The organism is Chloroflexus sp. (assembly GCF_034431535.1).
In the GTDB taxonomy this organism is placed as follows: domain Bacteria; phylum Chloroflexota; class Chloroflexia; order Chloroflexales; family Chloroflexaceae; genus Chloroflexus.
In genome coordinates, this window is record NZ_DAOUDC010000018.1 from 1 (window position 1) to 14496 (window position 14496).

Sequence of the window (14496 nt, forward strand, 5' to 3'; positions counted from 1 at the left end):
TTCATCGATAGGGCCTTTAGATGCCGCACCATCTCTTCGGTTCTGCTTGCCATTCATATCCTCCTTAGAGGCCGTCAGCCAGTTCGGGACAAAGACGAAACCGTGTGGGCCTTGACACTGACTAGTGCAGAACTACCTTTACGACGGCCTACACGTCGCTTATTCTACTACATCTTTTCAAGCACAGCAACTAGGTTTGCCGGCTTTTTACCCATTGAGCGTTAGGTAGACCGTGAACGTTGCTGTCATTGTAAGGGGTTTTGCGCTGTTGGTCAACTCAGTTACGGTGGCGCAAACCGGCTGCGGAGGATCTCATCGGCGATAGTCACGGCCTGTTCCGGGGTGAGCAGGCCACGCACCGCGCTAAGATGCATATCAACCAGCGTCGTCCAGACCACTTCATTCGCGAGCCGGTCGGCAGGCATTGGCAAGCCCTGCTGAGCCTGTGTGCGAAACGCGCGAGCCGCCGCCAACTGTACCCGATCATCGAGGTCGGTGTCACTGAGCTGAAGGGCCAGTTGGGTGGGTTGGCGACCGGCAGCCAACAAGGCGCGCTGGCTACTGACCTCGATCATGAATCGCATAAACGCTTGCACGGCAGCTTGTTCGGCCTGATCGGTCAAACGCGCATTGACCACAATCACATCGGCCTGCACATACGGTTGGGGCGAGCGATCGGTGGCGTTCAGCTTCGGCAGCGGCGTCACCCCAAGCTGGTCGTTCCAGATCGCGCGATACTCGGCTTGGGCATGGGCCCAATCGATGGTCATAATCGCCTCGCGCGCTTGCAAGACCCGATCGACCACCACACCGTCGAGCGTCGCCAACACGCGCTCATCGCGGTAGAGTTCACTCAACCATGCCAACCAACGCTCGGCGCCGGCCCGTCCGCTGTCACCTAACACTACGGCGCCATTCTCATCAAACACCCGGCCACCAAAGGCATACAGGTAGCCGATGGTTCGATCAAGCGCAAGATTGTAGGCAACCCCCCACACCGGCGGCGTTCGCTCGCGATCGGTGAGCGCCCGCCCGGTCAGCAGCAACTCTTCAACGCTACTCGGCGGTTGCAGCACATTGGCGCGGTTGTAGTACAGAGCCAACGTATCAAAACTAATCGGCAGGCCAAACAGCGCAGCCTGATCACCGACCGTCACGCGAGCCGCGCCGGCGGCTGCGGGAATCAGACTATTCAATTCGCTGGCCGATATCAGGTCATCAAGCGGGCGCAGCGCACCCGCACTCACGAGTGCGCCGAGGGTATGACTCTGGACGATCACGAGATGCGGGCCGCCACCCTCATTCACCGCCGTAGCCACATCCATCGGCAACGACACTGCCGGTCGCGCTTGGACGATAATTTGCCACTGCGGATGGGCTTGGTTAAACTGTTCGACAAGCGTTTGTAGCACACGTCCTTCCGTTGCCGGCCACGCATGCCACAGACGCAACACCGTTCGGTCTGCTTGAGCCGATGGTACGCTCGCCGGTGATGCTACACATGCCGCAAAGACCAGCACCCAGCCCAATAGTAGAAGACGGAATAAGAACCGTTTTTGCACAACGTCCTCGCACGGTGAGACAAGCGCTTTCATTATAGCAGGATGCATACGCGCTAGCGGTTCCACCCATGTCGAGCGCTGCCCGACCTGTATCAATGGGTATCAGTCTTCCGTCCGATTGACAGAATTGCCGATCGGCGCTAGGCTAATATTTCAGCTATCAAAAGGAGGTATTGGCATGCGCGTCGGGCTTGACTTCGGCACGACCAATTCCAGCGCTGCTGTGTACGACGGCGAAACACTGCGCCTGATCGATCTTGATCCGATCAATACACAACCGGCAATTCTCCGTTCGGCTCTTTTCATTACCCGCGAGGGCGTGCCGTTCATTGGCCGCGAAGCAATTAACCGCTTTACCGAAGGCAATGTCGGGCGCGAGATTGAGTACGTCTGGAAGTATATCGGTGATGCCGAACTAACATTTGCGGAAAGCGGCACGGTGACGCAAGCGCTGTACGTGAAAGTGGATGCCAATGCGCCGGGCCGACTGTTTCAGTCGTTGAAGAGTAGCCTGCGCGACCGCAGTTTTCAAAAGACCAACGTCTTTGGCGTTTACTACACATTAGAAGAGTTGATTGCGCTCGTCTTGCGTATGATTGTCGAGCGGATCGAGCAGCAGCTCGGCCGGCCGATTAGCCATCTGGTGATCGGGCGACCGGTGCATTACGCGAACGACCCGGCCAGCGATGCGCTCGCGTTCCAACGGATGCAAGCGGCCTGCCGAATAGCCGGTATCCGCTCGTTCAGCTTTTTGGAAGAGCCAACAGCGGCGGCACTGTCGTATGCCCGCACCAACCGGCGCGCGCAGCGGGCACTGGTGTTTGACTTTGGCGGTGGTACGCTCGACATTACCATTATGGAACTCGACGAGCACGGACGGCCGACTTTTTTAGTCACCGACGGCGTACCGGTCGGTGGCGATCTGCTTGACCGCCGGATTGTGATGGGGCGATTGCTGCGTCATTTTGGGGAAGGGGCAACGTTAGGGCCACGGCGGTTGCCGTTCCCCAACCACGTACTCGAACATCTGAGCGAGTGGCAATCAATAATTGACCTGACTCAGCCTAAATATCTGGCAATCATTGATGAAGCAGTTGCTATCAGCGACCGTCCGCGCGAATTGCAGGCGCTGCGCACGCTCGTGCGCAAGAACTACGGTCTGCCGATGTACGAGGCGGTAGAACGAACGAAGGTGGCGCTCTCGCAAGCCGAACAAGCAACGTTCATGCTCGATATGGGCGAAACGATAGTGCGCGACGAGATCCCGCGCTGGGACTTTGAGCGGCTGATCGGCCCCGACGTGCGCACGGTTGAGGCATGCATTGATCGGGCTTTGAAAGCTGCCGAATTGCGACCTGAGCAGATCGATGTGGTGCTACGGACCGGCGGTAGTTCGCGAGTACCACGCTTTGTGCGGATGCTCAGCGAGAAATTCGGTGCCGAGAAACTGCAAGAGATGGATGTGTTCACGAGTGTCGCGGCAGGATTGGCCATCAAGGCGGCCGACGACTAAACGATTGGTGCTTTTGTCAAGTGACCTGGTACTGCGGCCATCCGCTGCATTACCCGGTTCGCCTGAACTGCCTGACGCGCTTCCCTACCGCATTCACGGCTCACGGGCTGCCATGCGGATCTGAATAACGTCTTGGCAATGAATAAGCCTATTGGGAAACAGGGATTTTCCATGCACCCTCTTACCATGTGTTGACAACCGCCTTCAATACAATACGTTTGGTTATACCACAGTTACACGCTCTGGATAGATTGAGCGTAGCAATGAATTCATTCAGAGGTGTTGAAACATGAACCTCACGCCCTATGATCATGCGTCCACCTCCATGTTCCAATGGCCGTTCGGCACAGCCGGTTTTGACGAGATCATCCGTTCGTCGGAGGTACTCGCCACCCATCTCAACAGATCACTCAAAGACAATCTCAACCACCGCCTCGCGAGCATAGGGATCGGCAACGATAGCGTGATGCTCGTACAAGCGGTCGAATTGAGCGCGAGCAATGGTACTTATACGGTGGTCTTTTCGCCAGAAGGTCAGCGTCTACTATCGCTAAGCAAAGCCACCATAATGAGCAACGGTCAACTCCCAATCCTCGTGGATAGGAAGGGGCGAATTGTGGAAATTGGCCGCATTTCCCGGCAAGTCTCGCGTGCGGTGGCATCACTGACTACGATGGTGGTGGCAGCAGCACACATCATCGCCACTGCCGATCTCGTCCATCGGATTGAACAGATCCGCCAGGATGTGAACTGGTTGAGGATGGCACGCCAGATCGACCAATGGGCCAAGGTTGAGCGTATCTTTTATGCAGCGCGCGAACTCTGTGCGCGACCGATTGATCAAAGAGCACGAATGGAACTGTGGCGGATGCGCCACGAGTTGCACGAGCTGCGCGTAGTTCTACGCCGGGAATGGCAAGCTAAGATTGAGCAGGTGAAGGTGGAACCGCTCCAGGTTGATCAACAGCTTCGCCAGCTCGTTGAGTGGTTCTTGCAGAATCCGTTGATCCCGCAAGAGTATAAGGAGGAACTACGCAGAAACGGTAAGCTGTCTCCCGTTGAGTGGTTCTTGCAGAATCCGTTAATCCGAGCCTGGCTCACCCAAAAACAAAAGGAGATGACGCAAGCGCTCGATCAGACCTTACACTACCCACTGCTGATCGAACTGAGCTGGCGGATAGAACATGTACTGGCTGTTGCCAGCCAGACCGAGCAGGAGTTTTGGGGAACGGTCGGCGATGAGGTGAATGCAGTTGCGCAGGTTGTGCAAGCCATTGCTGAAAAAGGCCAGCAGATCGAATTGCAGTATTGGTTGGTCGAGCCATACAACAAGCTCATTGAGGATTATCGCCGACTCGGTAATTCGATGCCGTACAGCGCTTAGTCAATGTAGCGATTGGTTGCCCTCATCTCCAATCCCGCTTTCGCCTGGTGGAAGCGGGAGGCTGATAAGGTACACGCCGCAATTGCCACTTTCCCTTGCCATACGTTCAGTACTCTCCTGACACAATTACCCTACCACGTAACACCACCGGTTATAATAGGCGCGAAGTTTCTACGTTGGAGCGCCTATGTCTTTTCAACAGCAACTTGATGAAGCACTCGCGATTTTGCGAGCCAGCACAGCACTTGGGCCGGCGGTTGATGTGATTACAGCGTTAGCGGCCGATGCGCTACTGGCCGGCCACACACTCTACACTGCCGGTAATGGAGGCAGTGCCGCCGATGCGTTGCACTTGGCCGAAGAATTGATCGGACGCTACCGCCACAATCGCCGGCCTCTACCGGCGATTTGTCTTAACGCCGATATTGGTGCTTTGACTTGTATCGCCAACGATTTTGGCTACGATGAGATTTTTGCTCGCCAATTGGCTGCTCTTGGTAAAGCAGGCGATGTCCTCGTCGTGTTCAGTACCAGCGGCAATTCAGCCAACATTCTGAAGGTCTTGCAGGTTGCGCGCACGAAAGGTGTGACCAGTATTGCGCTCCTCGGTAAAGATGGAGGTGCAGCACGCACACTGGCCGATCATGCGCTGATCGTACCAAGCCACAACACTGCCCGAATTCAGGAAGTGCATACCCTCATCTTGCATGCTATCTGTGAGGCGGTCGAGCAGCGGCTTATCGATGGAGATGAGTCGGCGCAGATATAGACAGCGACCGGCAACCAACATAGCAAGACAGATGGGTTTTTGGGTTGACACCGCCATAGGAACTCAAAATGTCCATTGTTCTGTATCAGTAGCAAAGAGGGAACCATGAACCGCATTCTTGTCACCGAAAAGATCGCCACCGAAGGTCTAGATGTCTTGCGCCAAGCAGGCACCGTTGATGTACGGCTCGAACTCGACAAACCAACGTTGTTATCAGTTATCGGTGAATACGACGCCCTGGTGGTACGTTCGGCAACCAAAGTCACCGCCGAGGTGATTGCTGCCGGTGAGCGGCTACGGGTGATCGGACGAGCCGGTACCGGTGTCGATAACATCGACGTGGAAGCGGCTACGCGGCGTGGTATCATCGTTGTTAATGCGCCGGCATCGAACAACGTCGCCGTTGCCGAATTGACCATTGGCTTGCTGCTGTGTCTCGCCCGTCGTATTCCGCAGGCGCATGCCTCAGTGCAAAGCGGGCGTTGGGCACGGAACGATTTTATCGGCTGGGAAGTGCGGGACAAGACGCTCGGCCTCGTTGGGTTGGGACGGATCGGTTCGGAGGTAGCACGACGGGCGCGGGCGATGGAAATGGAAGTGATTGCTTACGACCCGGTTGTCTCGTTCGACCGCGCCGAACAGTTGGGTGTCACGTTGGTAACGCTCGATGAGCTGGTGCAGCGCAGTGATGTTGTCTCCTTACACGTTCCGTTAATCGAAAGCACGCGCAACCTCTTCGATCGCGAGCGGATTATGCAGATGAAGCGTGGCTCGTACTTAATCAATGCGAGTCGGGGTGGGATTGTTGACGAGGTCGCACTGGTCGAAGCACTCGATAGTGGTCATCTGGCCGGAGCAGCGCTTGACGTGTATGCGCAAGAGCCGCCGCCCGCCGATAGCCCGCTAATCGGGCATCCAAAGGTCATCACCGTGCCGCACATTGGGGCATCAACGAAAGAAGCGCAACTCAGTGCCGGCACCGAGATGGCTGCCGGTGTGGTAACAGCTCTCACCGGTGGGACACCACGCTACGCCGTGAATGCTCCGTTTGTGGCTCCAGAGGCATGGAACGTGTTGCAACCGTATCTGAATCTGGGCCGATTGCTCGGTACGCTGGTCATGCATCTGGTGAAGGAACCGGTGCGCAGTTACGACCTCGAATTGGGTGGCGAGCTGGCCGAGATGGATACACAGCCGGTTCGGTTGGCCGTGTTACAAGGTCTGTTAGCCGTAAGCAGCATTGAGCGGATCACACCGGTAAACGCACCGATCATTGCCCGCGAGCGCGGTTTGCGCATGACCGAGCGCGTCAGCCCCGAAGCAGAAAACTATGCCGGCTTGATCACGCTGCATGTCCAGACGAGTGAGCGGACCCGCACGTTTAGCGGTACCGTTTTACGCGGCGAACCGCACATTGTGCAAATGGATGGTTACTTCGTCGATTTTGTACCGCAGGGATCACTCTTGATTACCTACCATCACGACCAGCCGGGTATGATCGGGAAGGTCGGACAATTGCTCGGCGCAGCGGATGTCAATATTTCGGGTATGTATGTTGGCCGGCGTGCCCCTCGTGAGCAGGCGGTGATGGTTTTGACCCTTGATGAGCCGGCACCGCCGCAGGTCATGGAACAAGTCGCGGCTATTCCGGGGATTGATGCGGCGTTTAGCGTGACGCTGTAGAACCCTCATCCTACCCCCTCTCCCCATCGGGAGAGGGGGAAGAAGGTCCACAATGGCCTGCTTCAATCCGTTTTCCTGATGACGTTCATATCCCTAGGGGAGAGGGGGTGGTCCTCACCGCATAGAGGCCATTTAGGCCACACTCTCGGCTTCGGCCAGGGCCTTGGCGGGTGCAGCCAGGAGGCGGCGATCGAGGCGGAACATCGTTACGATGCCGAGTGCCTGCACGACAGCCAGAGCCGCCAGCAAGACGAAATAGATCGGTGAGAACTTCTCGATCAAGCCATTCTGCACCAGACCAACGTGCAGGAAGAACATGCCGAACACGAACAGGCCAACTGCCGGGCAGATCAGGCCATACGTCGCTGGGCTACGCGACGGACCGTTGAGATAGGTGCGGAAATAGCCCACTCGCCGTAACACTGACCAACCGAACAACCCCACGAGCAGTTGCAGAGCGAAGAAGAAGGCGGTGATCAGCAGACGATGCGGTGCATCGATATGTAGCTCGAAGCCGTTGTGGAGACCGTGACTGATGCGCAATGTTGCGATGCCGATGAGGGTAAGCAATGGGATCGGCAGCCACAGACTCGTCCCTGCCTCGACGGCTAAGCCGGTCGTCAGCATGGCACGCACCCCCAACACGAGCATCACGACTGCCACCACGACCGCCGCTGTGATGTAGAAGATCGCACCAAGGATTGACAGGCCAATTGTGAGTTTTACGTTGCTCATCGCTGCCGGGGCAGCTAGGCCAACGCCGACCATCGCGAAGGCGAACGCTGCCTGCATCTGCGTCAAGTTGTTATTGCGCGCGCAATCGAAATGGCCATTAGCCACCGCGCGGCCAAAGATGTCGGCAAACATGCGCAGCGCGAGCACACCCACCACAAAAAATGCCGCCATTGCGAAGGGGAAGAGATACTCGACGACATTCCACAGACCAGGCACAAAGACCGCACCGCTGACAAACAGCACGTTAATCGTCATTGCCAACGTGAGCGGCAACGCCATCAGGGTCACTGCGCCGTTGGTTTCGCGCAGTTGCAAATAGGCACTGCTGCGGCGGAACCGCGCAAACTCGCTCAGATTCCAGATGAGCGACTGGAAGTGACGAATGGCGAAAAGGGCAACTCCGGCCATCGCCAACAGTATGAGGAGCTGCCCGATCAGATCCGACTTTGCCCAGAATGCAGCAATGTTGTCGAAGGTCACAATAGGCGTTTTCGGATGGGGAACGAGAAAATTCAACCAGATAAAGAATGTCACGGCCATACCACCGTTGCCAAGGGCGGCGAGAAAGTAGGTCGGAACATACCGTTCACCGAGCCTGCGCAAACCTGTCAAACGACCGATCAACTGACTCATGGGCGTGTAACTCCTCCTTGTCACGAATATTTCGACCTTTCGCCCATAAGATGCAACGTATTAGGTGGAGGTTACATGAATCAACCAATAAAATGGGGGCGACGAATCCGTCGCCCCGCACCAGTGGGTTATCACACCTGTTAACGACCTTTAGCGGTGGCTAACGAACGCCGGCCACGGACAACGTGCTGCGGCGCCGGTGCCGCGACTAACCAGAGCAGCGTGGTCATCGTCATAGCGGACAACAAGCACCACACACACGTCGCCCCAATCACAAACGGCTCAAGGAAGGTGAGATAGAGCGAGAAGAGCGTACCGGCCAGCGCCATCACGACTAACGCTTGGCGGGCAAGGCGAAAGTGCGAGAAGCGATCGAGCAGCCATGCCACGATGATCGCGAGATAACCAGCCAAACCTATCAAGCCCACCGGAACGCCGAACAAGCGGGCATACGGGCTTTGGTGAACGCTATTGCAATCGCCGACCGGCCCGCAGACTGCACTCTGCTGGTTCAATTCGACGAAGGCCAGATAGCCGGCCAAGACTACTCCTACCACCGCCAACGCCGGGATCCAGCGCAAGCGGGTGACGGGCAAGGGACGGTCAAAGGGCCAGCGCAGGCGCGTAACAGCGACAAAGAACGCAATCGCCATGCCGGTCAGCACCAGCAGCGCGAGCGTATTGGCAAACGGATCGCGGCTGAATGGCGACGATGCCGGTGGCGCAACCGGCGCAGCGCCAGACTCAAACGTCGCCGTCAACGGCTCGATACCGGGGATGGCCGGCCATGCATTCCCGCCGGCGGCTAGGGCTTGCTCGATCAAACCGGGCAGCCGAGTAGTAATCTCATCGCTCCCAACCAGATGGGTTTGGTCAAAAAACAGGGCCGGCACGCCTTGCCGGTACGCAGGGACAGCAAAGGTTTGCAACGCCGCGCTGTACAACGACTGACCAGAAGGAGTCGCTACATCAATCGTGAGAATGTGCAACTGGCTGCCATAGCGGGCCTGCAATGGCGGCAACACCTCATCGAGCACAATGTGGCAATGCGGGCAAGTGGGCACATAGAAGAGCACGGCACGTGCAACGGGCGCCTGCGCGAACGCTGACGACACGCCGAGCACGGCGATATACACCAACAGCGCAACCCAACCACGACGGAGAGCCATGACAACCTCCTTTCAGCACTACGTGCATGATATTGGTTGCCATGGCTGGCGACTAGCGCAAGTCACCCAATGAATAAGTACAAATCACGCAACCTAGCCCAACGGCGTATAGATGGCGCCGCGCGGCGTCAGTTGGCTACGGAAGAGGATGGGGCGCTCGCTCTGCCAAGCGAGCGGTTGCGGAGACACTGTGGGCAACGCCGCGCGGAGCGCGCGCAGTTCAGCCGGTGTTGCTTCGGGACGAGAACGGGCAAGGGTGATGTGAGGGGTAAACGGACGCGGATCGGTAGGCAATCCAACCGACTGAATAACCCCGGCAAGGGATTGGTAGAGGGTCGCTAAACCGGCCAGATCGCCGCTGAGACCAACCCAAACGACGCGCAACGAGCCGGTTGGCGGAAAACACCCCAGCCGGTCAAGACTGAGGCGCAAGGAGGGCGCGGTGATAGCGCGCATTCCGGCGAGCAACGGTTCGACCAGCCGTTCCGGCGTCTCACCCAGAAAGTGGAGTGTCAGATGCATGCCGACCAGGTCACTCCAGCGGACGGCCCGGCTATGCATGCTTAGGCGCATCTGCACATCGCGCAGCCCACGGCGCACCTCGTCCGGCAAGTCAAGCGCGATAAAGAGGCGCATTGTGGGTTCAGACGATGAGTCAGGCATAGAACATACACTCATTGGTAACTCTAGTAATCGGAGAATATTGTACACCATCAAGCAATACTCTGCCGCTAAGATTCATGGTGAGAGATTCGCAACTTTTTGTTGATGTCTGTAGCACTACGAGGCCGGTATCCGTCACATTATCACAAGGGCACAGCGGCGCTGGGTGTCTACGTGCCGCACGTGATCTATCCCGCGACCGGGCCGGTATCCGTCACCTTATCACAAGGGCACAGCGGCAGGGCCGGTATCCGTCACCTTATCACAAGGGCACAGCGGCGCTGTGCCCCTACTGCCGCGGTGCCCGGTTGCCGGTCACCAATTCACCACGACGGCAGCCGTGCCTCATCCACCTGGACATCGCACCGACCGGGCCGGTATCCGTCACCTTATCACAAGGGCACAGCGGCGTTGGGTGTCTACGTGCCGCACGTGATCTATTCCGCGACCGGGCCGGTATCCGTCACCTTATCACAAGGGCACAGCGGCGCTGTGCCCCTACTGAAGCATTGCTGCTAACAACTCCCGCCAAACCTCAATCGGCTGCGCACCGGCCAGCAGCCGGTTGTTGATGAAGAAGACCGGCGTACCAAAAACGCGCAGGGCGTGCGCTTCGCTCACGTGGCGGGCAATGACGGCTTTGGTCTCGGCGCGTTCGGCGCAGGCCCGCAACGCCGCCGCATCGAGTCCAATCTCGGCAACGATGGCGTTGATGCGGCGCTGTGCGCTGGCCGCGTCGCCTTGCCACGCCTCGCTGTTAGCAAAGAGGGCATTGTGCATCTCCCAGTAGCGGCCCTGCTCGCCGGCGCAGATCGCCGCCAGCGCGGCACCCTCGCCTTGTGGACTGGTAACCGGCAAATGCTTGACAACGTAGAAGACCTTGCCGGTCTCAACGAATTCTGTAACCAAAGCGGAAAAAGTGAGCTGGTGATAACGGCGACAGAAGGCGCAACCGAAATCGGTGAACTCGACGATGGTCACCGGCGCGGCAGGATCGCCGAGCACAGCGTAGGGTTCGGCGCTGAGGCCGAGCTGGGCCATGCTCGCCGTGAGCACGCCGTTTTCGGTGATAGCCGGCGTTGGTGTTGCAGTCAGAGACGGCGTGGGCAAGGGTGTTTCGCCTAAGCGGATGACGCGCGCGGTTGGCGCCGGCGCTGCCGGTGGTTCAGGGGTGACGGTTGGCAAGCGCGCAATCGTGGGTGAGGGGGCGGGCATATTCGCCGTTGCCGTGCAGCCGGCAAGGAAAATGAGTACGGTGATGATGAACGCGCAGGGATGTATTGAGGTCGGAGAAGAGCTTCGATAGCCAGTCATTGCGCAAGCCTTTGTGCTGTGGAGGCAGAATAGCAAGCACAGAGAAGCATACCATACCTTGCCAATGACCATTTCTGGCGTGCAATGACAAGCTGAAGGTGCCCACTTGTCATTGCGAGGGAGCGGCGGCCCGCGCTGAGCGGGGGCCACCCGACCGAAGCAATCTCCCCCTTCAGCGGAAGCAGACACTCAGCGGACACCTCCCGTGCTCGCGGGGGATTGCGTCACCGCCTCCGCCGGCTCGCAAGGACAATGGGGGTGCGGCAATGCAACTGCCGCACTCCATAACTTTTACCCGCTGACCGGCGCAGCAACAAGACCCAGCTCGCGCAGCACTTCGTCCATGTGCTTGACCAGCACGATCTCAAGCTGCTCTTTGGCTTCGGCGGGCACTTCGCGCAGATCGATTTCGTTTTCGGCGGGCAGCAACACTTTGCGCACGCCGGCCCGCTGCGCGGCAAGCAGTTTCTCTTTCACGCCGCCGATCGGCAAGACTTTCCCGCGCAATGTCACTTCGCCGGTCATCGCGATTCGCTTGTCTCCTTCGCGTTTGGTCAGCGCCGAAACGAGCGCGCTGGTGATGGTGATTCCGGCTGAGGGGCCGTCTTTGGGGACGGCACCAGCAGGTACGTGAATGTGAATGTCGCTCTTTTGGAAGAGCTCGGCTTCGATGCCAAGCTCGGCGGCGCGCGAACGGGCGTAGGTGAGCGCGGCGCGGGCCGATTCTTTCATCACATCGCCGAGCTGGCCGGTGAGGATCAACTGACCGTTGCCGGGAATCACGCTTACCTCGACGAAGAGCACATCGCCGCCGGTGGGTGTCCATGCGAGGCCGGTGACAACACCAACTTCGTTCTCGCCGAGCAGGGTCTCGCTGCGGAAGCGAGGCGGGCCGAGCAGGTCGTCGAGATCGGCAGCGTCGATCTGGGCCGGCAGCTCTTTGCCTTCGGCCAGCCGGGTCGCCATCTTGCGATATACCGCGCCAATCCGCCGTTCGAGATCGCGCACACCGGCTTCGTGGGTGTACTCGCGGATGAGCCGCTGCACAGCGACGGTCGCGAGCTCTGGGCCGCGCGCCGCCATCCCTTGCTCGCTGCGCTGGCGCGGGATGAGATAGCGACGGGCAATTTCGAGTTTCTCGCGCTCGGTGTAGCCGGACAACTCCAGCAGTTCCATGCGGTCGAGCAGCGCCGACGGGATGGTGTCGGCGCGATTGGCGGTGCAGACAAAGAGCACTTTGCTCAGATCGAACGGCACATCGAGATAGCGATCGACAAAGGCGACGTTCTGCTCAGGGTCGAGCACTTCGAGCAGGGCAGCCGCCGGATCACCCTGAAAGCCGATGCTGAGCTTGTCCACTTCATCGAGCAAGATCACCGGATTGTTGCTGCCGGCCCGGCTGAGACCTTGAATGATGCGACCGGGCAGTGCGCCAATGTAGGTGCGGCGGTGGCCGCGAATCTCGGCTTCGTCACGCACACCGCCCAACGCCACCCGCACAAACTTGCGCTCGAGCGCGCGCGCAATCGACGCGCCGAGACTCGTCTTGCCGACGCCGGGAGGGCCGACAAAGCAGAGAATCGGGCCGCGCGCCTCGCCGCCGGCTCCCTCTTCCTGCCGCAGTTTACGCACCGCCAGATACTCGACAATCCGCTCTTTGATCCGCTCCAGATCGTAGTGATCTTCGTCGAGCACTTGGCGCGCCCGCGCCATGTCGAGGTTGTCAACCGTACTGTTGTGCCACGGCAGATCGAGGATCCAATCGAGATAGGTGCGGGCCACCGTGTACTCGGCTGCACCGGGGGGCATGCGTTCGAGCCGCGACAGCTCGCGTTCGACCTCTTGACGCGCTTCGGCGGGCAGGTTGGCCTCTTCCAGCCGCCGGCGCAACTCGGCAATCTCGGCAGCGTGATCATCAGTCTCGCCCAACTCGCGCTTGATCGCCTCAAGTTGCTGGCGCAAGACATACTCGCGCTGGTTCTTCGCGACCTCTTCCTGCGCCTTGCGCCCGATCATCAGAATTTCGCGCTCGCGATCGATCAGGCGCAACACGTGCTGCAACCGCTCGGTGACATCGAGCATGTCGAGCACCGCCTGCTGGTCGTCGAGGTTGAGGTTGAGGTTAGCCGCAATCAGGTCGGCCAGCATGCCGGGATGGGGCGCATTGGCAGCGGCCATCGCCAATTCATCGGGCAGATTCGGGCTAAGCTCGACGATCTGTTGGAAGCCGGCCAAGGCGGCCCGCGCCAAGCCCGACACCCCCACCGGCACATCAATCGGATCGCGCGAGATGCTCACCCGCGCTTGCGGGTAGGGCTTCAGCGACACCCAGTGCTGCACCTTGATCCGGGCCTGCCCTTGCAACAGCAACTGCACACCACCCTGCGGCATGCGCATCATGCGCACAATTACCGCTGCCGTGCCGGTAGCCGCCAACGCCGCCGGATCAAACTCCTCGCTCGCTTGCGCCCGGCGAAAGACGCCAATCGTCTTGGTCGAAAGCGCCGCCTCATCAACCAACTTCACCCAAGCGTCGCCACTCACCACTAACGGCAAAAACATGCCGGGGAAGAGCACGGCATTATTGATCGGCAAAACCGGCAAAACTTCGGGTATTTCCGGTGTTGCCGGACGGGGAATAGGGATTGGTTCACTCACGGTCGTTCTCCCTCCAACACCGGAATCACCACCTGCCGCAGCGCGCGCCCGGCGAAGGGCAGGCGAATTTCGAGCAGGCCGTGGATTGAGCGGGCGCTAGTCTGTTCGGGATCGATCGGGCGCTCGAACGGCACTTCGATCTGAAACACGCCGGCAGCAATCTCCATGCGGTGCAGACGGCGCAACCCCGCCGGCAGCGACAATTGGCGCGCACCAGTGATCCGGACAACTTCCGGGGAAGCTTCAATCTGCAACGTAGCTGGATCGACACCGGCCAGCTCGATCACCAGCACCATCTCACGATCGGTCTCGAAAACGTTCAAGGGCGGCGACCATGGCCGGCTGTCGAACTGGGCATACGGCAACCGGCTGCGCAGAATCCGAATGTACGACGAATCGCTCATTGTGTGCTT

Annotated in this window: 11 protein-coding genes; 4 read left to right on the top strand and 7 right to left on the bottom strand. The window is 58.9% G+C overall.

Going from position 1 to position 14496, the window contains the following annotated elements; genetic code table 11:
• Positions 1 to 281: 281 nt before the first annotated feature.
• A complete protein-coding gene (locus tag U9R61_RS05045) occupies positions 282 to 1412 on the bottom strand; it encodes a sugar ABC transporter substrate-binding protein (protein WP_322487730.1) in 1131 nt (376 codons plus the stop codon).
• A 328-nt stretch (positions 1413 to 1740) separates the two neighbouring features.
• On the opposite strand from U9R61_RS05045, the gene U9R61_RS05050 reads away from it, so the two are divergent.
• The 4 genes from U9R61_RS05050 (at position 1741) to serA (ending at position 6911) form a co-directional block, all read left to right on the top strand.
• The gene (locus tag U9R61_RS05050) at positions 1741 to 3075 is read left to right on the top strand and encodes an Hsp70 family protein (RefSeq protein ID WP_322487731.1); all 1335 of its coding nucleotides are present in this window, start codon (positions 1741 to 1743) and stop codon (positions 3073 to 3075) included.
• A 289-nt stretch (positions 3076 to 3364) separates the two neighbouring features.
• The gene (locus U9R61_RS05055; RefSeq protein WP_322487732.1) at positions 3365 to 4459 is read left to right on the top strand and encodes a hypothetical protein; all 1095 of its coding nucleotides are present in this window, start codon (positions 3365 to 3367) and stop codon (positions 4457 to 4459) included.
• Positions 4460 to 4646: 187 nt separating this feature from the next.
• A complete protein-coding gene (locus U9R61_RS05060) occupies positions 4647 to 5228 on the top strand; it encodes an SIS domain-containing protein (RefSeq protein WP_322487733.1) in 582 nt (193 codons plus the stop codon).
• Between the two features lie 105 nt (positions 5229 to 5333).
• Entirely contained in the window at positions 5334 to 6911 is a 1578-nt protein-coding gene (gene serA, locus U9R61_RS05065) for a phosphoglycerate dehydrogenase (protein WP_322487734.1), read from the top strand.
• A gap of 132 nt (positions 6912 to 7043) precedes the next feature.
• On the opposite strand, the gene U9R61_RS05070 is transcribed toward serA, so the two are convergent.
• From U9R61_RS05070 to U9R61_RS05095, 6 genes are all read right to left on the bottom strand, one after another.
• Complete coding sequence (locus U9R61_RS05070) at positions 7044 to 8279, bottom strand: TsoY family (seleno)protein (RefSeq protein ID WP_322487735.1); 1236 nt, start codon at positions 8277 to 8279, stop codon at positions 7044 to 7046.
• Positions 8280 to 8419: 140 nt separating this feature from the next.
• Positions 8420 to 9448, bottom strand: coding sequence for a vitamin K epoxide reductase family protein (locus U9R61_RS05075; RefSeq protein ID WP_322487736.1), 1029 nt, complete (start codon positions 9446 to 9448; stop codon positions 8420 to 8422).
• A gap of 93 nt (positions 9449 to 9541) precedes the next feature.
• Positions 9542 to 10111, bottom strand: coding sequence for an RNA 2',3'-cyclic phosphodiesterase (thpR, locus tag U9R61_RS05080; RefSeq protein WP_322487737.1), 570 nt, complete (start codon positions 10109 to 10111; stop codon positions 9542 to 9544).
• 498 nt (positions 10112 to 10609) lie between these two features.
• Entirely contained in the window at positions 10610 to 11425 is an 816-nt protein-coding gene (locus tag U9R61_RS05085) for a DsbA family protein (RefSeq protein ID WP_322487738.1), read from the bottom strand.
• A gap of 291 nt (positions 11426 to 11716) precedes the next feature.
• Complete coding sequence (lon, locus tag U9R61_RS05090) at positions 11717 to 14083, bottom strand: endopeptidase La (protein ID WP_322487739.1); 2367 nt, start codon at positions 14081 to 14083, stop codon at positions 11717 to 11719.
• Entirely contained in the window at positions 14080 to 14487 is a 408-nt protein-coding gene (locus U9R61_RS05095) for an Hsp20/alpha crystallin family protein (protein ID WP_322487740.1), read from the bottom strand. The genes lon and U9R61_RS05095 overlap by 4 nt, the downstream gene beginning before the upstream one ends.
• Between the last annotated feature and the right edge of the window lie 9 nt (positions 14488 to 14496).